Below are 24,324 nucleotides of genomic sequence, written 5' to 3'. Positions count from 1 at the left end.
CCCGGCAACTGCGTAAGGTGGACTCATCGGAACCTCGTTGTTCCGGTCACACGGTACTAAAAACGACACGAAACCGTTGAGGAGCCCCATTATGAAAGCGCTCACTGCGTTCGCAGCTTGCTGCACCTTTACCTTATTCAGCTCACCCTTGCTGGCCGCCGACGAGGAGAGTTGCAAGACCGTCCGCCTCGGCGCCGTTGGCTGGACGGATGTGGTTGCTACCACCGCCGTAGCCAGCGAATTGCTGCAGGGTCTTGGTTACCAGACCACCCAGACGCAGGCGTCGCAGCAGATCATCTTCGCCGGCATCCAGAAAGGCCAGGTCGACGCCTTTCTCGGCTACTGGAAGCCGATCATGGACGACAACATCAAGCCTTTCCTCGCCTCCGGCGCGGTGAAGGTGGCCGATCAGCCCTCGCTGGACGATGCCGTGGCAGTGCTGGCCGTACCCGGTTACGCGGCCGAGAAGGGCCTGAAAACCCTGGCCGACATCGCCCGCTTCAAGGACGAGCTGGATGGCAAGATCTACGGTATCGAGGCGGGTTCCGGAGCCAACACGGCGATCCAGAAGATGATCGACGGCAACCAGTTCGGTCTCGGTGATTTCAAATTGGTGGAGTCCAGCGAAGCCGGCATGCTCGCTGCCGTCGGGCGCGCGGTGAGGAATGAGAAACCGGTGGTGTTCTTTGGCTGGAAACCACACCCGATGAACCTGCAGATGCCGATCACCTACCTGACCGGCACCGAGGATGTGTTCGGCCCCAATGACGGCGCCGCTACCGTATCCACGGTCACTGCGCCGGACTATGCCCAGCGTTGTCCGAATGCCAACCGCTTGCTGACCAGCCTGCGCTTTACCAGCGAGCAGGAGGCGGAGCTTATGCAGCCGATCATGGATCGTCAGCCGGCTGCCAAGGTGGCCCGCGAGTGGATTGCCGCCAATCCACAGGTAGTCGTCGGCTGGCTGGAAGGCGTCACCACCTTCGACGGCAAACCGGCCAGCGAAGCGCTAGCAAACTAATACTCAACTTGCCGTGACCGTGCCTGCGCGCGGGGGCGGCGTTCGTCCCGAACAAAGGAGATCGACCGTGAACCATGAAATCATCGTCACCTGCGCGGTCACCGGCGCTGGCGATACCGTGGGCCGCCATCCGGCCATTCCGGTGACGCCGAAGCAGATCGCCGATGCCGCCATCGAAGCCGCCAAGGCCGGCGCCACCGTTGCCCACTGTCACGTGCGTGACCCGCAGACCGGCAAGCCGAGCCGCGACGTGGCGCTGTATCGCGAGTTGGTCGAGCGCATCCGCGAGAGCGACACCGATGTGATCATCAACCTGACCGCCGGCATGGGCGGCGACCTGGAGATCGGTCGGGGCGAGCAGCCGCTGGAGTTCGGTGCCGGCACCGATCTGGTCGGGCCGTTGACTAGGCTGGCCCATATCGAGGAGCTGCTGCCGGAGATCTGCACCCTGGATTGCGGCACCCTGAATTTCGGTGATGGCGACTTCATCTACGTCTCCACTCCGGCACAACTGCGTGCGGGTGCCAAGCGCATCACCGAGCTGGGTGTGAAGGCCGAGCTGGAAATCTTCGACACCGGCCACCTGTGGTTCGCCAAGCAGATGATCAAGGAGGGCTTGCTGGACGACCCACTGATCCAGCTATGCCTGGGCATTCCCTGGGGCGCACCAGCGGATACCGCGACCATGAAGGCCATGGTCGACAACCTGCCGGCGGGTCTGACCTGGGCCGGCTTCGGTATCGGTCGCATGCAGATGCCCATGGCTGCCCAGGCCATGTTGCTAGGCGGCAACGTGCGGGTCGGCCTGGAAGACAACATCTGGCTGGACAAGGGCGTGCCGGCCAGTAACGGCTCGCTGGTCGAGCGTGCGGTAGAGATCATCGAACGTCTTGGCGGGCGGGTGCTGAGCCCGGCCGAAGGACGCGAAAAGATGAGCCTCAAACCTCGTTGAGCCTGCGATCTGGAGCCTGATATGTCTTTCGTTACCACTGTCAAAACCTTCGCCGCCCTTGGCACTGGCGTAATTGGCGCCGGTTGGGTCGCCCGCGCCCTGGCCCACGGCCTCGACGTGCATGCCTGGGATCCGGCGCCCGGCGCCGAGGCCGCGCTGCGGACACGCATTGCCAACGCCTGGCCGGCGCTGCAGAAGCAGGGACTGGCGCCGGGCGCCGCGATGGAGCGCTTGCGCTTTTTCGACGACCTCGAGGCCTGCGTGGCCGATGCCGATTTCATCCAGGAGAGCGCGCCCGAGCGGCTCGACCTCAAGCTCGAACTGCACGGTCGGATCAGTGTGGCTGCGCGGCCGGATGTGATCATCGGTTCCAGTACCTCGGGCCTGCTGCCCAGCGAGTTCTATGCCGAAGCGCAGCACCCGGAGCGCTGCGTGGTCGGCCATCCCTTCAACCCGGTGTACCTGCTGCCGCTGGTGGAAGTGGTCGGTGGCGAACGCACCGCGCCTGACGCGGTGCAGGCCGCCATCGCCATCTACGGCGCTTTGGGTATGCGCCCGTTGCACGTGCGCAAGGAAGTGCCGGGCTTTATCGCCGACCGCCTGCTCGAAGCGCTATGGCGTGAGGCGCTGCACCTGGTCAACGATGGCGTGGCCAGCACCGACGAGATCGACGATGCGATCCGCTTTGGCGCCGGGCTGCGCTGGTCGTTCATGGGTACCTTCATGACCTACACCCTGGCTGGCGGCGACGCCGGCATGCGCCATTTCATGGCCCAGTTCGGCCCCGCTCTGAAGCTGCCCTGGACCTATCTGCAGGCACCCGAACTGACCGAATCGCTGATCGATGACGTGGTCGCCGGCACCAGTGTGCAGCAGGGCCAGCGCAGCATTGCCGAGCTGGAACGCTATCGTGACGACTGCCTGCTAGCGGTGCTCGATGCCGTGCGCCAGACCAAGGCGCGCCACGGTTTCGCCTTCGAGGAATGAGCATGTTGCCCGTCACCTACCGTACCGCCGTGCAAGCCGATTGGGTGGATTACAACGGCCATCTGCGCGATGCCTATTACCTGCTGATCTGCAGCTTCGCCACCGATGGGCTGATGGATCTTGTCGGCCTGGACGAGGCGGGCAGGGCACGTACCGGGCACACGCTCTATACCCTGGAATGCCACATCAATTTCCTCGCCGAGGTGAAACTCGGTGTGGGCGTTCAGGTGCGCACCCAACTGCTCGACCATGACCGCAAGCGCCTGCATATCCTTCACCGCCTGGAGACCGTCGAGGGCGAGCGACTGCTGGCCGAAAGCGAGCAGATGCTGATGAACATCGACACGCCAAGCGGCCGCTCTGCGCCGTTCGATGTGCAGGTGGCGCAACGGGTTGCCGAACTGGCTGACTCGCAACAGGGCGTGCCGCGCTCCGTCCATGTCGGTCGAGTGATCGGGTTGCCGGTGAGGTAGCGCTTCAAGACAAGGCTTCTACAGGTGCGCAACTGACCCGTACGTGTGCAGCCACAATCGCCCGCAAGCGGGCTCCTACCGAGCCTGCTGCCAACCGGGGCTCTTCTGTAGGAGCCGGCTTGCCGGCGATCATTAGGTGCTCGATCAGCCGCAGGGGGTAACGCGCCGAGCTGCGGGTCGCCCGCAAGCGGGCTCCTACTGAACCCTGTTGCCAATCGATCCTCCCTGTCGGAGTCGGTAAGTTTGCTTCTGCAGATTATCCGCGCATCACCCGCCAGGCCGGCGTATTGTCGTTGGGGTTGTAGGTCAGCTCGCTTTTGTCGGTCTTCTCTACGCCGATGGCTTTCAGCCAGGTTTCCAGGTCGCCAGTGCTGATTTTGCCGTCGCGGCGGTCGTTCTTGGCCAGGTTGTCGAGCTGGTCGAAGAAGCCCTGGTTGTCGAGCAGGAAGCGCGCGGCCTCTTTCTCGGCGTCGCTGCCGTCGCCATCCGCGATCTTCTCCAGATCCTTCTTGCTGACGATGTCGTCCTTGCCGTTCCAGTCATCCCAACGGTCGCGGATGGTATCGATGATGCTCTGGTGCTCGTCGAAGAAGGCCCGGTCGAACTTCTCCTCATGGGCACCGACCATTTTCAGCCAGGTGTTGAGGTCGTTGGTGCTTACCTTGCCATCCTGGCCGCCCTTGCCCCATTGGGTGTCGAGCTGGTCGAAGAAGTCGTTGTTGTCGAGCAGGAACTGCGCGGCCGCTTTCTCCTCGTCGCTGCCATCGCCATTGGCGATCTTTTCCAGATCCTTCTTGCTGACGATGGCGTCCTTGCCGTTCCAGTCATCCCAGCGCTCACGGATGGTGTGGATGACCTCGCGATTCTCCTGGTAGAAGGCCCTGTCGTACTTGGCCAGGTGCAGGTCATCGTCGAGGCGATTGATAGACGAGCCCCCTTCCTGGGGCGTGTCCTTGAAATGCTCCCACTCGTCCTTCTGATAGTCGTAGATGCTTTGCCCGGCCGGGGCGTCGCGGCCGTCGTATTCGTAGAAGCTGTAACGTGCGTATTCGAGCTTGTCGCCCCAGTCTTCCTGGGTCAGGCCGAGTTCGGCGAGATCCTTGAACCACTGGCCTTCCTTGTCGGTGGCTTTCTGCTTTTTCTCGTGATCGACGAAAATGCCGATGATCCCGGCGATCAGCCCGAGGCCTGCGGTGATCAGGAACAGCGGTCCGGTGGCGCCCGCCAGTGCACCGATGCTGGCGAACAGGCCGACGGTGCCGATCACGCCGGCCGTTGTGCCGGCCACGCCACTGATGATTTGCAAGGCACCGGCAGCCTTGCCCAGGTCGCTGTTGTTGGCGATGGCGTCCTTGATCGCGAAGCCGCCCATCACGATATCGGCGACGCTGAGGATATCCGGGGCCACGCCCAGCACCTTGGTCAGCGTGCCGCCAATTTTCGCCGCCAGGCCAGGTTTGATCGATGGTGTATCGGTGGTGCTCAGCGCATCCTGGATGGTGCGCGTGTCGACGATGCCCTGTACCGAGGTATTGCTGCGCACGGAGGCGTTGACCCGTTCGATGGCATCATCGACGACGTCGGCGGCCGGAGGCGTGCGATTTTCGTGCTCGAACATCTCGTTGATCGATTGACGATCGAGCTCCAGGTTGCCGTCGAACGGATCGCTGCCGGCCGGCGTGCTGCGGCCTGACTCTTCCAGCCGTTCGTTGACCACCCGATCGAAGGACTCGCGGCTCGGTGGGGTGATGTTGCGCTCTTCGAAATACTCCACGGCGTCTTCGTAGATCGAAGACAGGGCGTCGGTGTAGGTGGAATAGCCGGAGGAGGTGATGGACGGTGGCAGCGCACGGTTGGCGGCGTCGTCCAGATGGTTGGCGAACTCGTTGACCGAGGCATCGTCGGGAATGTCGCCCAGACCGTTGGCCGCACGGCGTTCGGCGATAGCGTCATTGATGTGCTCTTCGCTGATGGTCAGGTTCTGTTCTTTGGCGATCTGGTTGAGGCTGTTGTAGCGAGACCAGTCCTCGGGCGGGTTGCCGCCAGCGCGGGTGATGATGTCGTCGAGCAGGGCGCGACTGCCGGCGTCGTCCAGGGAGCCGATGCCCGACGCTTCGGCCGAGAGCCTGACCTGGTCGAGTGCGTCGCTGCCGCCGCCGCTGTTCAATGAGCCCAGCTCGATCATGCTGTTGGCGCGATCCTGCACCGCTTCGGGAATGCCAGAGATGCCCTTGTCGCGCAGGAATCCTTCGATCTTCTTGCCGAGCGCGCTTTCCTTGCCCCAGATTTCCGGCACGGTCTTGCTCAGGCCCAGCAGCTCGGCGGTGTTGGTTTTGGTGAACAGGTCGAATATGCCGGTCTTCTCGAACTGCGCGCCGCCACCGAGGAAGGTGATGAAGTCCTTGGCGATGGCCAGGCGCTCCAGCGGCTCGTCGGCCAGCTGGCCGTTCTTCGCCGAGAGCATGTAGATGGCGCCGCCCAGTGAGCCGAAGGCGGAGATGGTGCCGAGCACGCCGTATTTGTTGAGGGTGCCCAAGGCCTTGGCGAAGTCGTCCTTGCTGACATCCATGGGCACGTACTTGCCCTGCATCTGCTGGTCGAACTCGGCCTGGGTGATGGTGCCATTGTTCAGTTGGTTGCTGAGCTCGACGAAGTCGGCCATCTTGGTCTTGTCGTTGAGCAGCTCGTTGTAGAACTTCTCGATGGTCTCCTGCACTCGACGCGGGATGTCGGCGGACTTGAGCACGGTCTTGATCAGCGCGCCCATGTCCTTGTAGGCCATTTCCTTGTATTCGTCGGGAATCGCACCGGGGTCGCCGACCAGGGTGTCGATCTCGATCAGAATGCCGTTCTGCTTGAGCGCCGATTCAGCCTGGCGGGCGCGCTCCGGGTCGAGCAGTTCCAGGCTCGAAGCGAGGCGGGCGACTTCCGCTTGGCCTTCGCTGTTCAGGCCCTGTTTCTTCATGTCCGCCAGGTATCTGACGAAGTCCAGGCTGGTCAGGGTTTCGTAGATTTCGTCCGCCAGCTTGGTCTTGTCTTCGCCGCTGACCTTCTCGATGGCGCTGTCCAGCTCGGCCTGGAATTCCTTGCCGATCTTGTCTTTCTCGCCGTCACCGCTGGTGAACATCTCGCTGAGCAGCTTATCCACCGAGTTGCCGTTGAGGATGTCCTGCATGTCCTCTTCGCTGAGGGTTTCGCCATCGGTGTCGAACTTTCGCCAGGTGGTGTCGCCGCCACGCGGGTCTTCTATGTAGGGGGTGATCTGGTGGCCGCTCTCCATGGCGGCCTTGGCCTCGATGGCCTTGACCAACTTGTAGATGTCGCTGTCCTTGCCGACCTCGCCGTCGTCGATGAGCTTCTTGTACTTGTCGAGCAGGTTCTTGGTGGCCAGCTCGACCACCGTCATCTCATCCTTGTCGTCCTTGTTGGCTTTCTCGCCACTGCTCTGGCCGAGCAGATCCAGAGCATCGAGGTCGGGCAGATCGTACTTTTCACGAAGTTCCTGGATCGAGTCGCCGCCTTTGACGTGATCACTCCACATCCCCGCGACACGGTCGTACATCTCCTTGTTTTCGTGCTGGGATACGACGTACTTCTTGCCGTCCTTGGTCTCGAACTGGATGACCCCATTGCCGAACTCGTCCGGGCCGCCCCAAAGGGCAATGTCATGCTCGGCCACATAGGTGTCGGCACCAGCGACCTCACGTCCATCGGCCACGCGCTGCTCGAGTGTGTAGCGTGACAGGCCGATCTGCTGCACCGAGGCGAACAGCTCGGGGGTCAGCGCCTTGGAGACGCTGACGGTTTCGCCGTCGGCGGTGATGTAGGTGATCACTTCGGCGTCTTCCAGGTTGCCCTGCCACTTGAACTGGGCGTAGTCGCCCCAGTCCTGCACCTCGGTGTTACGGTCGGCGATAAGGTGTTCGTCGCCCATCGCTGCAACCACTTGAGCTTTCTGTCCGGGCGACTGGTTGAGGGCGTGCAGGTTGACCAGAAACTTGTACAGCTCCGGGTTGACCGAACGCTCGACCACCACGCCCTGGCCGTTCAGCTCGTAACGGATCTTGCCGTCCTTGGCTGCTTCGACCTGGGTCTTGTCCACGGGTGGCCACTTCTCGTTATCGGTGGCGATGCGGTCTTCCTTGGGCTTCGTGTCACCCTTGGCCTTCAGGCTCAGGCGCATGAGGCTATCGAATCGCAGGCCATCACCGCCTGTCTGTTCGTTGGGGCCTTTGCTCAGTGGTTTCACGCTCACGGTAGATTCCTCGCGAAGTGGAAGCTGGTGGCCGAGCCGCTTCGCAGAGGGAGCCGCGTGTGCGTCTATGGCCGGGACTGCCTCGATTGTTTCGCTTACCGGCGTGAAATGCTGTGAAACATCCCGTTCATAAACCGAGCGGGCAAAGAGAAGCCCCGCCGGTGTTGAGTCCGGCGGGGCTGCGGGGCCATTTTCGGGGTGGCAGGCCGGTCAAAGGCGAAAGCAGCCACAAGCTGCAAGCTTCAAGCGGCAAGTTAAAAGCGGCTCGGAGCGCTCCATTGCTCTTGCTTCTATCTTGTAGCTTGAAGCTTGTGGCTTGCAGCTCAATGGCTGCTTACGCCACTCTGCAGCCGTATGTCGCTTACTGCGCGGTGACGTCGCGCAGGTAGGGAGCGGGTGCAGCGCCGAGGTTGTTGAGCATGCGTTCGCTGTACCAGTCGATGAAGTTGACCACGCCGAACTCATAGGTCTTGGAGTAGGGGCCGGGCTGGTAGGCGGTGGAGTTGATGCCGCGCTGGTTCTCTTCGGCCAGGCGCCGATCCTGGTTGTTGGTGGCGTCCCATACTTCACGCAGGCGTGCCACGTCGTAGTCCACGCCTTCGACGGCGTCCTTGTGTACCAGCCACTTGGTGGAGACCATGGTTTCCTGGGCGCTGATCGGCCACACCGTGAAGACGATGAGGTGATCACCCATGCAGTGGTTCCACGAGTGCGGCAGGTGCAGGATGCGCATGGAGCCCAGATCCGGGTTCTGGATGCGGCCCATGAGCTTTTTGCTGCCCTGTTTGCCATCCATGGTCATGGATACCGTGCCCTTGAGCAGCGGCATGCGCACGATGCGGTTGCGCAGGCCGAAGCTGGCGTGGGCGAAGGGAATTTTCTCGGCTTCCCACTTGGCCGCCGATTCGGCGACATGATCCTTGAATGACTGACTGGCCCGAGGGTCGGTAACGTCGTCCCACTCCAGCAAGGTGTTGAGCAGCTCCGGGTGCGAGCCGTTGCAGTGATAGCACTCGCGGTTGTTTTCCAGCACCAGCTTCCAGTTGGCCTTTTCCATCAGGGTGGTCTGCACCGCCACCTTGGTGTTCTCCATATCGTAGGGCTCCATGTAATGGGCCAGCGTGGAGAGGAACTCGTCGATAGCCGGTGGATTCTCGGCCAGTGAGATGAAGATGTAACCGCCCGCCGTCTTGCAGCTAACCGGCTTGAGGCCGAACTGCTGCATGTCGAAGTCGGCGCCCATTTCGGTGCCTGCGAACAGCAGCCGGCCATCCAGTTCGTACGTCCACTGGTGGTAGGGACAGACCAGCTTGGCCACCTTGCCCTTGTCGCTGGTGCACAGGCGCGAGCCGCGATGCCGGCAGACGTTGTGGAAAGCATGCACGATGCCATCGGCACCGCGGATGACGAGGATCGGGTTGTCGCCGATTTGCAGGGTCAGATAGTTGCCCTTGGTGGGGATTTCGCAGGTCATGCCGGCGATCAGCCATTCCTTGTGGAAGATCTCCTGCATGTCGAGCTGGAACACGCGTTCGTCGTTGTAGAACGGCTGCGGCAGGGAAAAGGTGCGCTCGCGGTTCTGCAGCATCTCGGCGGTAGCGGCGCGTGCCGGTTCCAGTGGATCGCCAAGGCTCAGCGTAGAGGTGACGGTCATCGGAAAACTCCTCGTGGCGAGCGCGCTGCGCACGCCGTAAAAGTGGCTATTGCGGTGGTACGCAAGGTGGCGCGTCGCTCCCTGATCGCCTGCCGAATGGCGTTTTGCTTAGGGGCTGCGGCTGGCGCTCTTATCCTGTTCGGCTTGGGGGCGAGTGTGGAGCCGGGCGCGGCGCGAACCTTATCCATGGGCGACATGCTCGAATCATTTCCCGACTCGGTACGCCAGTGTCTACGGGGCAGGTCGCCGTTAGCATGCCGATGTCGCTGGCAGGTAAATGGGCGACAGGTGCGTTGCGCACAATCGCGGCAAAGACAGGGCCGGTGAGCGGCCTGCGTGCGCGAGAGAAACGACCATGTCGAACGACTTCCTCTATCCCGTCACTACCCAGACCTGGAGCAATGGCCGCCACGTGGTGCGTTGCGTCAAGGTCATCCAGGAAACATGGGATGTCCGCACCTTCTGCTTCATGGCCGACCAGCCGGTGCTGTTCTTCTTCAAGCCGGGGCAGTTCGTCACCCTGGAGCTGGAGATCGACGGCCTGCCGGTGATGCGCTCCTACACCATTTCCAGCGCGCCCTCGGTGCCTTACAGTTTTTCCATCACCATCAAGCGGGTGCCGGGCGGCAAGGTTTCCAACTGGCTGCACGACAATCTCGCCGAAGGGCAGGAACTGGCGGTGCATGGCCCGGTGGGGTTGTTCAACGCCATCGACTTTCCGGCGGACAAGGTACTGTTTCTCAGCGGTGGGGTCGGCATCACCCCGGTCATGTCGATGGCCCGCTGGTTCTATGACACCAACGCCAACGTCGATATGGTCTTCGTGCACAGCGCGCGCTCGCCGAAGGACATCATCTATCACCGCGAGCTGGAGCACATGGCGGCGCGGATCAGCAACTTCAACTTGCATGTGATCTGCGAGAAGCACGGCCTGGGCGAGGCCTGGTCCGGCTACCGCGGATACCTCAACGAGTCCATGTTGCAACTGATGGCGCCGGACTATCTGCAACGGGAAATCTTCTGCTGTGGGCCTACGCCCTATATGGCGGCAGTCAAGCGGCTGCTCGAAGCCAAGGGCTTCGATATGAGCCGCTACCATGAGGAAGCCTTTGGCCCGGTGCCGGCGGAGGTGCGTCAGGATGTCCGGGAGCTTGCCGAGCAGGCCGCCGATGCGCCACGGGTGCCGGCGGCCGACCTCAATCAGGTGCAGTTCACCAGCACGGGCAAGAGCATTCAGGTCGGCCCAGGCGAAACCGTGCATGCGGCGGCGGCGAAACTCGGCCTGCATATCCCCAAGGCCTGCGGTATGGGCATCTGCGGTACCTGCAAGGTGCTCAAGACCGCCGGGGAAGTGGATATGGAACACAACGGCGGGATCACCGACGAAGACGTGGCCGAGGGGTACATCCTGTCCTGCTGCAGCGTACCGCGTAGCGATGTGAGCATCGATTACTGATATCGAGCCGTTGGCTAGAAAGTAGCCAACGGCCTGCAGGGCTTGCTGTTCGTGGGCTGCAGCCAGTGTCGAACAGCTTGTCCACAGTCAGGCGCACAGTAATTGTGTGCAAGCCTTGCTGCTGATTCGTCTGTCATCCAATGGGACACGCACCGTTCGGCTGCGCGGTGCAGGTATTGAACGAAAATGCAGCACACGCCTGCAGAAGCCACGGGCGTTGGAGGTGGTGGATTGTTGGACAGGTTATCCACAGCTGTATACACAGTTATTGTGTGTAAAACAGAGTGAGTCACTCCCGTGCAGGTGTTTTGAGTGATAAGTCAACCTTATGAAATCGTTCGATTTTTGATCGTTTCCCTACAGGCATGATGGATAAAGGCCTGCGGCCGAGTGACGACAGGTTATTCACAGCTTGATCCACGGACTTTGGGGAAAGGCAGCCGCAGGGTTATTCACCTGTAGCCAGCCCCGACGGTGCTTGCATGCTCTTGGTGAACGCTAGGCGCAGCGAAACACGCGTCGAACAAAAAATGATCAGTACGCTGCAGCCGCCGTATTCACTGGCCTGTAGCCTGTACTGAACACCTTATGCACAGGTAAGCGCACAGCTTCTGTGTGTAGATAACTCTCCAACCTTTTGAAATAGAACGTTTTTCGCTCAAATCGCTGAGACCCTTGTCTGGCAATGGCTGTAGGGGTTTACCTACAGTTTATCCACGTCATCGTCCACGGATTATGGGGACGGCTGTCCACAAGGCTTGGATGACACTTCCTGATAGCTGTGGACGAAATTGTCTCTGGCGGGAGTGATCAAAAAACAATCAGTCCGCTACAAGCCAAGTAATACCTGGCCTGTGAGTACATATGCACAGCTTGTGCAAAGGCTGCTGCACAGCGAGTGTGTGTAACCCTAAGCTCAACCTATTGAAATAGAACGTTTTTTGTACGAACCGCCAAAGGCGCCAAACTGTGTGGCCTGTAGCCCGTTGCCGACAGCTTATCCACAGCGTCGCCCACCTTATCTGGGGATTGTGTCATCGGTTATCCCCAGTCGCTGAAAATGGGCGCTCGAGCCGACCCTTATCAGCCGTTATCGATGGCTCGGGTGTTGAGGTGGTGAGCTGCACGAGTCCCATTACGCTATCTGGCGGTGTCGCTGTTGGGACTGAGCCAGCGCTGAGGGAGCCGGGATTTTACCCACAGCACGCCGGGCGGGTGGCAGAGATCGATACGCGAGGAGGGATGGAATGAAGCCCGGACTACGGGGCTGGAGATACCCGGTAGGCGAGGGTGGGTGAGATGAGCGTCTTGACCCCACCTTGATTGAGGGTCTTGCTGATGCTCTGCGTCAGGTGGCCGGTTTCAGCCGGCCATCACCTCGCGAATATCCGCTGCCAGTTGGCGGACACGGGCCTCTTCGGTGTCCCAGGAGCACATGAAGCGGGCGCCGCCAGCACCGATAAAGGTATAGAAGCGCCAGCCGCGGGCGGTCAGGGCGGCGATGGCGGGTTCGGACATCTGCAGGAACACGCCGTTGGCCTCCACCGGAAACATCAGGCTGACACCGGGCACGTCCTCCACCAGCTTGGCGAGCAGTTGCGCACAGTGGTTGGCGTGATTGGCATAGCGCAGCCAGGCGTCGTTCTGCAGAATGCCGACCCAGGGCGCCGACAGGTAGCGCATCTTCGAGGCCAGCTGCCCGGCCTGCTTGCAGCGGTAGTCGAAGTCTTCGGCTAGGTCACGGTTGAAGAACAGGATCGCCTCGCCGACCGCCATGCCGTTCTTGGTGCCGCCGAAGCAGAGCACATCGACACCGGCTTTCCAGGTCAGCTCCGCCGGGCTGCAGTTGAGGAAGGCGCAGGCATTGGAGAAGCGCGCGCCGTCCATGTGCAGGTTCAGGCCGAGTTCGTCGCAGGTCTGGCTGATCGCCTGGATTTCCTCGGGGCGGTAGACGGTGCCGACTTCGGTGGCCTGGGTCAGGGTGACCACGCGAGGTTTCGGGTAATGGATGTCCTTGCGCTTGAGGGCGATTTCGCGGATCGAGGCCGGGGTCAGCTTGCCCTGCTCGGTGTGTGCGATGAGCAGCTTGGAACCGTTGGAAAAGAATTCCGGCGCGCCGCATTCGTCGGTCTCGACGTGGGCGGTCTCCGAGCAGATCACGCTGTGGTAGCTCTGGCACAGCGCGGAAAGAGCCAGGGAGTTGGCGGCGGTGCCATTGAAGGCGAAGAACACGTCGCAGTCGGTTTCGAACAGGCTGCGGAAATGGTCGGCGGCGCGGGCTGTCCATTCGTCATCGCCGTAGGCGCGCTGGTGGCCCTGGTTGGCCTCTGCCATGGCTTCCCAGGCCTCGGGGCAGATGCCAGAGTAGTTGTCGCTGGCGAATTGCTGGGCGTTGTCGGGCATTGGAAAATCCTTGTCTGCGTCGCCCCGTGCGGGCGTATGCCGCTACTTTAGCCCGCCTTGGGTATGCATAGAACTCGCTGGCGCGACATATTGTTCAGGGCATTCATTCTGAACTCACAGGCGCCGATGGGCTCACAAAGCAGAGAGTCGTATTCAAGGACTCGCCGATTCCAAGCTACAGGAGCCCACCATGAGCTACCGTCATCTGATCGCACTTTTCGCACCGCTCGCCTTCGCCCTACCGGCCGTGGCAGCCGAGCCCTGGTCACCAGAAGCCAAAGCGACCTTCGTTCAGGAGTGCGTGAAAGGCGCTCAGTCCGGCCACTCTCAGGAGAAACTCACCGCGTTCTGCGACTGCGCCGCGACCAAGGTCAGCGAGGAGTTCAGCGAGGCGGAAATGGCCGAGATGAGCCAGCAGGTTCCGCCGGATGCAGCGCTGCAACAGCGTCTGGTCACTGCCTCGAGCAGTTGCAACGCGCAATTGCAGTAGTCAGTGTCGTACGGACGGCGCAGGGTGCAGCCCTGCGCCGCCTTTTGATTTGCGCCGAGGCGCAGACAGCCTCTACCGTGCAGCTTCATCCCCCAGCGTGACGCATGCGCATGCCTCCAGCCCCACCTGCTTCCCTGCAAATGCCTTTTGGCCGTGACGCGGCCCTCGATCTGATCAAATGGCTGGCGCTGCTGACCATGCTGATCGATCACCTTCGCCATGTCTGGCCCTCCCTGTATTTTCTCTACGTGCCTGGCCGCCTGGCCTTTCCGCTGTTCTGTCTGGCGATCGCCGCCAATGTCGCACGGCCGAGAGTCGGCGCTTCGAGTGGCGTGTCCCTGAGCTATCTCGGCTGGTTGCTGCTGTTCTCGCTGCTGTCCGAGTGGCCTTACCGCATGCTGGTGCCTACGGCGGAATCGCTCAACGTGCTGCCGACCCTGGTGCTTGGCCTGCTGATCGCCAACGCCGTGCAGCGGCCGCAGCTCCAGGCCTGCTTGCTGGGTGCGGCTGCGCTGGTGATCGCCGTGTTCGGCCATGACTGGCTGATGTTCGGCTCCTTTGGAGCCGTGTTGCCCGCCGCCTTCCTGCTGGCGCTGCGCAAACCCTATATCGCTTGGTTGCTGCCGATGCTCTGCTGCCTGGCGGCCAACTACTGGGCACCGTTCTACCGCGACGCCGCTCGTGGCGACCCGTTCGCCTGGAGCGTGCTCGGCATCTGCCTGCTCGCCCCGCTGATCGGTCTCTTGCTGTTGCGTCAGCGCCCGCCGTTCCCGATACCGCCGGTACGGCGCTGGGCCTACCTGTTCTACCCCGCGCACTTTCTTGTCCTGGTGGCGCTGCGCAGCGTCTGACCGGCTTTCACGCATGCGTGATTGCGACACTCGCCCATGTCGCAAACGCAATCTCCCGTGGCGTGCATAGGCATCTGGTTCTCGAGGGCGAGTCATACCATCGCTGCAACAAGACTCATATCGAGCAACCGAGCCAGATGCGGCGCCTTCAGGCGCCTCGGGGAGATACGTGATGTTCAGCAAGCAAGACCGGATTCAGGGCTACGATGACGCACTGCTCAGCGCGATGAATGCAGAGGAGCGTCGTCAGGAACATCACATCGAACTGATCGCCTCGGAAAACTACACCAGCAAGCGGGTGATGGAGGCGCAGGGCAGCGGCCTGACCAACAAGTACGCCGAAGGCTATCCGGGCAAGCGCTACTACGGCGGTTGCGAGCATGTGGATAAAGTCGAGCAGTTGGCCATCGATCGCGCCAAGCAGCTGTTCGGTGCCGATTACGCCAACGTGCAGCCGCACTCCGGTTCGTCGGCCAACTCCGCCGTATACCTGGCGCTGCTGCAGGCCGGCGACACTATCCTCGGCATGAGCCTGGCCCATGGTGGTCACCTGACCCACGGCGCCAAGGTCAGCTCGTCCGGCAAGCTGTACAACGCCGTGCAGTACGGCATCGATACCGACACCGGGCTGATCGACTACGACGAAGTCGAGCGCCTGGCCATCGAGCACAAGCCGAAGATGGTCGTCGCCGGTTTCTCCGCCTACTCCAAGACCCTGGATTTCCCACGCTTTCGTGCCATCGCCGACAAGGTCGGCGCATACCTGTTCGTCGACATGGCCCACGTTGCCGGGCTGGTCGCGGCCGGTCTGTACCCGAATCCGATTCCCTTCGCCGATGTGGTCACCACCACCACCCACAAGACCCTGCGTGGGCCGCGTGGCGGGCTGATCCTCGCCAAGGCCAACGAAGAAATCGAGAAGAAACTCAACGCCGCGGTTTTCCCGGGCGCCCAGGGCGGCCCGCTGATGCATGTGATCGCTGGCAAGGCGGTGTGTTTCAAGGAAGCTCTGGAGCCGAGTTTCAAGGACTACCAGGCACAGGTGATCAAGAATGCCCAGGCCATGGCCGAGGTATTCATCGAGCGCGGTTTCGACGTGGTCTCCGGTGGTACCGACAACCACCTGTTCCTGCTCTCGCTGATCAAGCAGGGCATTACCGGCAAGGATGCCGACGCTGCTCTTGGCCGCGCCGGCATCACGGTGAACAAGAACGCCGTGCCCAACGATCCGCAATCGCCGTTCGTGACGTCCGGCCTGCGTATCGGTACCCCGGCGGTCACCACCCGCGGCTTCAAGGAAGTCCAGTGCCGTGAGCTGGCGGGCTGGATCAGCGACATCCTCGAGCACCTCGGCGACGCCGATGTCGAGGCCCAGGTGGCCGGGCTGGCTGCCGGGTTGTGTGCCGATTACCCGGTCTATCGCTAACGCATTGTCGTCACGTAGGGGCCGCAGGCTTTGACACCGTAGGATGGGTGAAACCCATCGAAAACTGATGAGTTTCACCCATCCTACGGTTCAGGTGAGCTCCTACAAGCAAGCAGAATTCAGGAGTTCCCCATGCAGCGCTATTCCGGCTTCGGCCTGTTCAAGCATTCCTTCAGCCACCACGAGAACTGGCAGCGCATGTGGCGCAACCCGACGCCCAAGCCGGTCTACGATGTGGTCATCATCGGTGGTGGCGGTCACGGCCTGGCCACCGCCTATTACTTGGCCAAAGTGCATGGCATCAAGAATATCGCGGTGATCGAGAAGGGTTGGCTGGGCGGCGGCAACACCGCGCGCAACACCACCATCGTACGCTCCAACTACCTGCTGGACGAGTCGTCGGCGCTGTACGAACACGCCATGAAGTTGTGGGAAGGCCTGTCCCAGGATCTGAACTACAACGTGATGTTCTCCCAGCGCGGTTGCTACCACTTGTGCCATACCCTTCAGGACTTGCGTGACGCCGAACGTCTGGTGACCGCCAACATCCTCAACGGCATCCCCAACGAATTGCTCGACACCAAGCAGGTGGCCGAGGAAATCCCCTACCTGGATTGCAGCGCCAATACCCGTTATCCGGTGCTTGGCGCCTCGGTACAGCGCCGTGCCGGCAATGCCCGTCACGATGCCGTGGCCTGGGGCTACGCGCGCGCCGCCGATGCCCTGGGTGTGGATCTGATCCAGCAGACCGAAGTCACCGGCTTCCGCAAGCAGGACGGTGCGGTGATCGGCGTGGAAACCAACAAGGGTTTCATCGGCGCCAAGCGCGTCGGCATGGTGGTGGCGGGCAACACCGGGCCGCTGGCACACAAGGCCGGCTTCAGGTTGCCGATCGAATCCCATCCGTTGCAGGCCCTGGTTTCCGAACCGATCAAGCCGATCATCGACAGCGTGATCATGTCCAACGCCGTGCACGGCTACATCAGCCAGTCGGACAAGGGCGACCTGGTCATCGGTGCCGGTATCGACGGCTGGGTCGGCTATGGCCAGCGCGGCTCCTACCCGATCATCGAGCACACCATCGAGGCCATCGTCGAGATGTTCCCGGTGCTCTCGCGGGTGCGCATGAACCGTCAGTGGGGCGGGATCGTCGACACCACGCCGGACGCCTGCCCGATCATCGGCAAGACACCGGTCAAGAACCTGTTCATCAACTGCGGTTGGGGAACCGGCGGCTTCAAGGCCACACCGGGCTCCGGCCATGTGTTCGCCGCGACCCTGGCCAAGGGCGAGCCCCATCCGTTGGCTGAACCGTTCTCCATCGAGCGCTTTCACACCGGCGCGCTGGTGGATGAGCACGGCGCCGCGGCAGTCGCACATTGAAAGGTTGCGCGCAGCGCAACAACTGATGCCCCTCTCCCTCTGGGAGAGGGTGCCCGAAGGGCGGGTGAGGGTTGTTTCAGGCGCCACGATTGGCCCGGGAGCCCCTCTCCCCAGCCCTCTCCCAGGGGGAGAGGGAGCGGAACGAGCCCTTCTCGACGATTCGAGCAGGTAACAAGATTCACCGGAGGCTCCAACCATGCTGCACATCTTCTGCCCGCACTGCGGCGAACTTCGCGCCGAAGAGGAATTCAGCCCGGCCGGCCAGGCCCACATCCCGCGGCCGCTGGATCCGGCTGCCTGCAGCGATGCCGAATGGGGCGAGTACATGTGGTTCCGCGACAACCCCCGTGGCCTGCGTCATGAGCTATGGCTGCATGCTGCCGGTTGCCGCAAGTATTTCAACGCCACCCGCCACACCGTCAGCTACCAGATTCTCGAGACCTACCGGATCGGCGAGAAACCCAGCGTGACCGAAGCAGTCGCCGAGCCAGCACCGCTCGCCCAAGGAGCCACGGCATGAGCCAGATCAATCGCCTCGCCAACGGCGGTCGCATCGACCGCAGCCAGCCGCTGAGCTTCACCTTCAACGGCCAGTCCTACAGCGGGTATGCGGGCGACACCCTGGCTGCCGCGTTGCTGGCCAATGGCGTCGATATCATCGGCCGCAGCTTCAAATACTCACGCCCGCGCGGCATCGTTGCCGCGGGTGCCGAGGAGCCGAACGCCGTACTGCAGGTCGGCTCCCGCGAAGCCACTCAGGTACCGAACATTCGCGCGACCCAGCAGGCGCTCTATGCCGGTCTGGTGGCCGGCAGCACCAACGGCTGGCCGAGCGTGAACACCGACCTGATGGGCATTCTCGGCAAGGTCGGCGGCGGCATGATGCCGCCCGGTTTCTACTACAAGACCTTCATGTATCCGCAGAACATGTGGCTGACGTACGAGAAGTACATCCGCAAGGCCGCCGGGCTCGGCCGTGCGCCGAAAGAGAATGACGTGGACACCTACGATCACGTCAACCGGCACTGTGACGTGCTGGTGGTCGGCGCGGGCGCGGCTGGTCTGGCCGCAGCGCTGGCTGCCGCGCGCAGTGGTGCGCGGGTGATTCTCGCCGACGAGCAGGAAGAGTTCGGCGGCAGCCTGCTGGATACCCGTGAGCAACTCGACGGCCTGCCCGCTACCGAGTGGGTGAGCAAGGTGGTGGCCGAGCTGAAGACCTTCCCGGAAGTCGTCCTGCTGCCGCGTGCCACGGTCAACGGTTACCACGACCACAACTTCCTGACCATTCACGAGCGCTGCACCGATCACCTCGGCGACAGCGCGCCGCTTGGCGCATTCGCCCATCGTCCGGCCCGCCAGCGTCTGCACCGCGTACGTGCCAAGCGCGTGGTGCTGGCGGTCGGTGCCCACGAGCGCCCGCTGGTGTACGGCAACAACGATGTGCCGGGCAACATGCTGGCCGGGGCCGTTTCCACCTACGTGCGCCGTTATGGCGTGGCGCCCGGCAAGAAGCTGGTGCTCGCCACCACCAACGATTACGCCTACAAGACGGCCCTGGACTGGCTCGATGCCGGTCTCAAGGTGGTGGCCATCGCCGATGCGCGCAGCAACCCGCGCGGCAGCTGGGCCGAAGAGGCGCGCTCCCGGGGCGTACGCGTACTGACCGGCAGCTCGGTGCTCGACGTCAAGGGCAGCAAGCGCGTGGAGGCCGCACGCATCGCCGCCATCGATCCGCAATCCTTCAAGGTCACCAGCCCCGGCGAGTGGCTGGAGTGCGATCTGATCGCCAGCTCCGGCGGCTATAGCCCGGTGGTGCACCTGGCGTCGCACCTGGGCGGTCGCCCGACCTGGCAGGAAGACATCCTCGCCTTCGTGCCCGGCGATGGCCTGGGTATGCAGGCACGGGTTTGCGCCGGTGCGGTGAATGGCGTGTTCAAGCTCGGTGACGTGCTGGCTGACGGTTTCGAAGCGGGCGCCAAGGCCGCGGCCGAGAGCGGCTTCGCAGCCGTCAGCGGTGAGCTGCCGCGTGCCGAAAAGCGCGTCGAGGAAGCCTCCATCGGTCTTTATCAGGTGCCCCACGACAAGCCCACGGCGCGTGCTCCCAAGCAGTTCGTCGACCTGCAGAACGACGTCACCACCGCTGGCATCGAGCTGGCCGTGCGCGAGGGCTTCGAGTCGGTCGAGCACGTCAAGCGCTACACCGCGCTGGGCTTCGGTACCGACCAGGGCAAGCTGGGCAATATCAATGGTCTGGCCATCGCTGCCCGCGCCCTGGGCGTGAGCATTGCGCAGATGGGCACCACGATGTTCCGCCCCAATTACACACCGGTTTCCTTCGGTGCGGTAGCCGGGCGCAACGCCGGTGCGCTGTTCGAGCCCAAGCGCTACACCGCGCTGCAGGCCTGGCACGTCCGGCAGGGCGCCAAGTTCGAGGATGTCGGCCAGTGGAAGCGGCCGTGGTACTTCCCGCGTGGCGCCGAAGACCTGCATGCCGCCGTCGCCCGCGAGTGCAAGGCGGTGCGTGCCAGCGTCGGCCTGCTGGACGCCTCGACCCTCGGCAAGATCGACATCCAGGGCCCGGACGCCCGCGAGTTCCTCAACCGCGTCTACACCAACGCCTGGACCAAGCTCGACGTGGGCAAGGCGCGCTATGGCCTGATGTGCAAGGAAGACGGCATGGTCTTCGATGACGGCGTGACCGCCTGCCTTGCCGACAATCACTTCCTGATGACCACCACCACGGGCGGCGCCGCTCGGGTGCTGCAGTGGCTGGAGCTGTACCACCAGACCGAATGGCCGGAGCTGAAGGTGTACTTCACCTCGGTCACCGACCACTGGGCGACCCTGACCCTGTCCGGCCCCAACAGCCGCAAACTGCTGGCCGAGGTCACCGATATCGATCTGTCGCCGGAAGCCTTCCCGTTCATGACCTGGCAGGAAGGCTTGGTCGCCGGCGTGCCGGCCAGGGTGTTCCGCATCTCCTTCACCGGCGAGCTGAGCTACGAGGTGAACATCCAGGCCGACTACGCCATGGGCGTGCTGGAAAAGATCGCCGAAGCCGGCAAGCAATACGACCTGACCCCGTACGGCACCGAGACCATGCACGTGCTGCGTGCCGAGAAGGGCTTCATCATCGTTGGCCAGGACACCGACTCCACCGTCACTCCGGACGATCTCAACATGGGCTGGTGCGTCGGCCGCACCAAGCCGTTCTCGTGGATCGGCTGGCGCGGCATGAACCGCGAGGACACCCTCAAGGAAGACCGCAAGCAACTGGTCGGCCTCAAACCGGTGAACCTCAATGACGTGCTGCCCGAGGGCACCCAACTGGTATTCGACCCGAACCAGCCCAAGCCGATGAAGATGGCCGGCCACGTGACCTCCAGCTACATGAGCGCGACTCTGGGCCACGGTATCGCCCTGGCATTGGTCAAGGGCGGCATCAAGCGCATGGGCCAGAAGGTGTTCGCACCGACCCGCGACGGTCGGTTGATCGAAGCGGAGATCGTCAGCTCGGTGTTCTACGACCCGAAAGGCGAACGGCAGAACGTGGTTTGAGCAGCGGCAAGCTCCAAGTTGCAAGCCGCAAGCAAGAGCGAAAGGGTGGCGTCCTCGAAGGCGTCTCCCACCTATGAAGGACTGACGACATGACAGCAGCAAACGTCTACCAGCAGCGTCCCGATGATTCCGGCGTAAAAGTCGAGTCGCCGCTGCACCATGCCGGCTTCAACGAGCTGGTCGGCAAGGGCAGAAGTGGTGCGGGCGTGACCCTGCGCGAGAAGAAGCTCCTGGGGCACCTGACCTTGCGTGGTGACGGCAAGGACGCGGCTTTCGCCGAAGGTGTGCACAAGGCCCTGGGGTTGGAACTGCCGGTGGCCCTGGGCCTGGTGGCCAAGGGCGACAGCTCGGTGCAGTGGATGAGTCCGGACGAGTTCCTGGTCATCGTGCCGCGTGGCGAGGAGCTCGCCACCGAGCAGAGGCTACGTGAGGCGCTGGATGGCCAGCACATTCAGGTGGTCAACGTCAGCGGCGGGCAGACCCTCCTCGAACTGAGCGGCCCGAACGTGCGCGACGTGTTGATGAAATCCACCAGCTACGACGTTCATCCCAGCCAGTTCCCGGTGGGCAAGGCGGTCGGCAGCAACTTCGCCAAGACCCAGTTGTATATCCGCCATACCGGCGAAGACACCTGGGAACTGCTGGTGCGCCGCAGCTTCGCCGATTACATCTGGGCCTGGCTGCAGGACGCCAGTGGCGAGTACGGTCTGGCGGTCGAGGCCTAGGCTCTCGTTTCGGTGAGTGGCAGGATCAAGGCGCAAGCGGACGGTCGTAGTATCAAGGCGTAAGCAGACGTAGGGTGGATCGGGGCGCGTAGCTGATGCTCTTTTCATCCACCATTGTGATTGCAGGGCGGTGGACGGATCGGGCCGCGTAGGCAAGCGTCGTCCACCCTAGGAACCAGCAGTTCGAGCATGAAACTGAGCAAGCCCAGAGAACCCTCACCCCCGGCCCCTCTCCCGGGGGGGGAGGGGTGAACATCATCGGAGTTTGTTATGAGCCGCACCCCCGACACCTGGATTCTTACCGCCCACTGCCCGAGCCTGCTTGGCACGGTGGATGTGGTCACACGTTACCTGTTCGAACAGGGCTGCTACGTCACCGAACACCACAGCTTCGATGACCGGCTGGCCAGCCGATTCTTCATCCGCGTCGAATTTCGTGCCCAGGCCGATTTCGATGAATCGGCCTTCCTCGCCGGCCTCGGCGAGCGCACCGCGCCGTTCGATATGCACACCGAACTGACGCCGCCGGGCTATCGCGCCAAGGTGGTGATCATGGTCTCCAAGGCCGATCACTGCCTCAACGATCTGCTCTACCGTCAGCGCACCGGGCAGTTGCCGATGGACATCACCGCCATCGTCTCCAACCATCCGGATCTCAAGCCGCTGGCCGACTGGCACGGCATCCCGTATCACCACTTCCCCCTCGATCCCAACGACAAACCGGCGCAAGAGCGCAGGGTGATGCAGGTGGTCGAGGAAACCGGCGCCGAGCTGGTGGTGCTCGCCCGCTACATGCAGGTACTGTCCGCCGACCTGTGCCGCAAGCTCGACGGCCGGGCGATCAACATCCATCACTCGCTGTTGCCCGGCTTCAAGGGCGCCAAGCCCTATCACCAGGCTTACCAGAAGGGCGTGAAGCTGGTCGGTGCCACGGCGCACTTCATCAATAACGATCTCGACGAAGGCCCGATCATCACCCAGGGCGTGGAAAGCGTCGATCACGCGCACTACCCCGAGGATCTGGTCGCCAAGGGCCGTGATATCGAGTGCCTGACCCTGGCCCGTGCCGTCGGTTATTTCCTCGAGCGTCGGGTGTTCCTCAACGCCAACCGCACCGTGGTGCTGTAGCGCCAACGACATCCTGGCGGCTGTATCTGCCGCACATGGAACGTCGACTGTCGGTTCTGCGCCCACGCAACCGACAGCCGCTGGCTACTCTCCCCAGACCTGCGTTCGACGATCGATCGTCGATACGCCGATTCGGCGCGCCTCCTGCCAGTTTACGGCGCGTGCCGATACAGACGCTTCAACGCTCCGCTACAAGGCCTGCGCGACAGCCGTCGCGTCTTTGTATCCACAAGAAGAAAGGAGAGACATATGTCTGGTAATCGCGGTGTCGTCTATCTCGGCACAGGCAAGGTCGAAGTACAGAAGATCGACTACCCGAAAATGCAGGATCCGCGTGGTCGCAAGATCGAACACGGTGTCATCCTCAAGGTGGTCTCCACCAATATCTGTGGCTCCGACCAGCATATGGTACGTGGCCGTACCACCGCCCAGGTCGGCCTGGTGCTCGGCCACGAGATCACCGGTGAAGTGATCGAGAAAGGCAGCGATGTCGAGAACCTGAAGATCGGCGACCTGGTGTCCGTGCCCTTCAACGTCGCCTGCGGCCGCTGCCGCTCCTGCAAGGAACAGCACACCGGCGTCTGCCTGACCGTCAACCCGGCGCGTGCCGGTGGTGCCTATGGCTACGTGGATATGGGCGACTGGACGGGCGGTCAGGCCGAATACGTGCTGGTACCTTACGCCGACTTCAACCTGCTGAAACTGCCGGATCGCGACAAGGCCATGGAGAAGATTCGCGACCTGACCTGCCTCTCCGACATTCTGCCGACCGGTTACCACGGTGCCGTCACGGCCGGCGTCGGCCCTGGCAGCACCGTCTATGTGGCGGGTGCCGGCCCGGTTGGCCTGGCGGCAGCGGCTTCGGCTCGGCTGCTCGGCGCGGCGGTGGTCATCATCGGTGACGTCAATCCGGTGCGCCTGGCACACGCCAAGGCACAGGGGTTCGAAATCGCCGACCTGTCCAAGGACACGCCGCTGCACGAGCAGATCGCCGACCTGCTCGGTGAACCGGAAGTGGATTGCGCCGTCGATGCGGTGGGCTTCGAGGCCCGGGGGCATGGCCATGCCGGCGCTCAGCACGAGGCACCTGCCACGGTTCTCAACTCGTTGATGGGCGTGGTACGGGTGGCCGGCAAGATCGGCATTCCCGGCCTCTACGTCACCGAAGACCCGGGCGCGGTGGACGCGGCGGCGAAGATCGGCAGCCTGAGCATCCGCTTCGGTCTCGGCTGGGCCAAGTCGCACAGCTTCCACACTGGCCAGACCCCGGTGATGAAGTACAACCGCGCGCTGATGCAGGCGATCATGTGGGATCGCATCAACATCGCCGAGGTGGTCGGCGTGCAGGTCATCAGCCTGGACGATGCGCCACGCGGTTACGGCGAGTTCGATGCCGGCGTGCCGAAGAAATTCGTCATCGACCCGCACAAGACCTTCAGCGCGGCGTGAAGCCAGCCGGGAGCGGGGCCAGCCGGCTCCGCTTCCAGGTTTCGGAAGCGGCTATGGCGTTGCTCAGGTGTGTGGGAGCCGCGCCCCCGCGGCGATGGGTGGTCGCACCGCGA

General features: G+C 62.8%; 17 protein-coding genes. 14 read left to right on the top strand and 3 right to left on the bottom strand.

What is annotated here, in order from left to right; translation table 11 throughout:
- The first annotated feature begins 91 nt into the window (after window positions 1–91).
- The 4 genes from choX (at window position 92) to DNK10_RS24565 (ending at window position 3,433) form a co-directional block, all read left to right on the top strand.
- Window positions 92–1,021 carry a choline ABC transporter substrate-binding protein gene (gene choX, locus DNK10_RS24580; protein ID WP_131178226.1) on the top strand — a complete coding sequence of 310 codons (930 nt, stop codon included), beginning with the start codon at window positions 92–94 and terminating at the stop codon, window positions 1,019–1,021.
- Between the two features lie 67 nt (window positions 1,022–1,088).
- Entirely contained in the window at window positions 1,089–1,973 is an 885-nt protein-coding gene (gene cdhC / locus DNK10_RS24575) for a 3-dehydrocarnitine:acetyl-CoA trimethylamine transferase CdhC (protein ID WP_131178225.1), read from the top strand.
- 21 nt (window positions 1,974–1,994) lie between these two features.
- Window positions 1,995–2,960 (top strand): L-carnitine dehydrogenase, encoded by a 966-nt coding sequence (locus DNK10_RS24570; protein ID WP_131193359.1) that lies wholly within the window; start codon window positions 1,995–1,997, stop codon window positions 2,958–2,960.
- Window positions 2,961–2,962: 2 nt separating this feature from the next.
- A complete protein-coding gene (locus DNK10_RS24565) occupies window positions 2,963–3,433 on the top strand; it encodes a thioesterase family protein (RefSeq protein WP_131193358.1) in 471 nt (156 codons plus the stop codon).
- Between the two features lie 256 nt (window positions 3,434–3,689).
- Here DNK10_RS24565 and DNK10_RS24560 read toward each other — a convergent pair whose 3' ends face one another.
- Window positions 3,690–7,688: a hypothetical protein gene (locus tag DNK10_RS24560; protein ID WP_131193357.1), complete on the bottom strand. Its 3,999-nt coding sequence runs from the start codon at window positions 7,686–7,688 to the stop codon at window positions 3,690–3,692.
- Window positions 7,689–8,049: 361 nt separating this feature from the next.
- A complete protein-coding gene (gbcA, locus tag DNK10_RS24555; protein ID WP_131178221.1) occupies window positions 8,050–9,342 on the bottom strand; it encodes a glycine-betaine demethylase subunit GbcA in 1,293 nt (430 codons plus the stop codon).
- A 355-nt stretch (window positions 9,343–9,697) separates the two neighbouring features.
- Here gbcA and gbcB point away from each other — a divergent pair, with 355 nt between their 5' ends.
- Entirely contained in the window at window positions 9,698–10,798 is a 1,101-nt protein-coding gene (gene gbcB, locus DNK10_RS24550) for a glycine-betaine demethylase subunit GbcB (protein WP_131193356.1), read from the top strand.
- 1,362 nt (window positions 10,799–12,160) lie between these two features.
- Here the strand turns inward: gbcB and DNK10_RS24545 are convergent.
- Window positions 12,161–13,201, bottom strand: a complete 1,041-nt coding sequence (locus DNK10_RS24545; RefSeq protein ID WP_131193355.1) for a threonine aldolase family protein — start codon at window positions 13,199–13,201, stop codon at window positions 12,161–12,163.
- 190 nt (window positions 13,202–13,391) lie between these two features.
- On the opposite strand from DNK10_RS24545, the gene DNK10_RS24540 reads away from it, so the two are divergent.
- The 9 genes from DNK10_RS24540 to fdhA all read left to right on the top strand — a co-directional run bounded on the left by DNK10_RS24540 (window position 13,392) and on the right by fdhA (window position 24,211).
- Complete coding sequence (locus DNK10_RS24540) at window positions 13,392–13,691, top strand: hypothetical protein (protein WP_131178215.1); 300 nt, start codon at window positions 13,392–13,394, stop codon at window positions 13,689–13,691.
- Window positions 13,692–13,801: 110 nt separating this feature from the next.
- Window positions 13,802–14,542, top strand: coding sequence for a TraX family protein (locus tag DNK10_RS24535; RefSeq protein WP_131193354.1), 741 nt, complete (start codon window positions 13,802–13,804; stop codon window positions 14,540–14,542).
- A 172-nt stretch (window positions 14,543–14,714) separates the two neighbouring features.
- Window positions 14,715–15,968, top strand: coding sequence for a serine hydroxymethyltransferase (glyA, locus tag DNK10_RS24530; RefSeq protein WP_131178214.1), 1,254 nt, complete (start codon window positions 14,715–14,717; stop codon window positions 15,966–15,968).
- 132 nt (window positions 15,969–16,100) lie between these two features.
- Window positions 16,101–17,351 (top strand): sarcosine oxidase subunit beta family protein, encoded by a 1,251-nt coding sequence (locus tag DNK10_RS24525; RefSeq protein ID WP_131193353.1) that lies wholly within the window; start codon window positions 16,101–16,103, stop codon window positions 17,349–17,351.
- 196 nt (window positions 17,352–17,547) lie between these two features.
- On the top strand, window positions 17,548–17,871 hold the full coding sequence (locus DNK10_RS24520) for a sarcosine oxidase subunit delta (protein ID WP_131193352.1): 324 nt from the start codon (window positions 17,548–17,550) through the stop codon (window positions 17,869–17,871).
- Window positions 17,868–20,909, top strand: coding sequence for a sarcosine oxidase subunit alpha (locus tag DNK10_RS24515; protein WP_131193351.1), 3,042 nt, complete (start codon window positions 17,868–17,870; stop codon window positions 20,907–20,909). The genes DNK10_RS24520 and DNK10_RS24515 overlap by 4 nt, the downstream gene beginning before the upstream one ends.
- Window positions 20,910–20,998: 89 nt before the next feature.
- Window positions 20,999–21,634, top strand: coding sequence for a sarcosine oxidase subunit gamma (locus tag DNK10_RS24510; RefSeq protein WP_131178210.1), 636 nt, complete (start codon window positions 20,999–21,001; stop codon window positions 21,632–21,634).
- A 270-nt stretch (window positions 21,635–21,904) separates the two neighbouring features.
- Entirely contained in the window at window positions 21,905–22,762 is an 858-nt protein-coding gene (gene purU / locus DNK10_RS24505; RefSeq protein WP_131193350.1) for a formyltetrahydrofolate deformylase, read from the top strand.
- 249 nt (window positions 22,763–23,011) lie between these two features.
- Complete coding sequence (gene fdhA, locus DNK10_RS24500; RefSeq protein ID WP_131178207.1) at window positions 23,012–24,211, top strand: formaldehyde dehydrogenase, glutathione-independent; 1,200 nt, start codon at window positions 23,012–23,014, stop codon at window positions 24,209–24,211.
- Window positions 24,212–24,324 lie beyond the last annotated feature (113 nt).

This window comes from Phytopseudomonas daroniae (assembly GCF_004327275.1).
GTDB lineage: Bacteria > Pseudomonadota > Gammaproteobacteria > Pseudomonadales > Pseudomonadaceae > Aquipseudomonas > Aquipseudomonas daroniae.
Note: the sequence above shows the minus strand (reverse complement) of the source record. Positions and strands in the feature narration are given on the sequence as shown.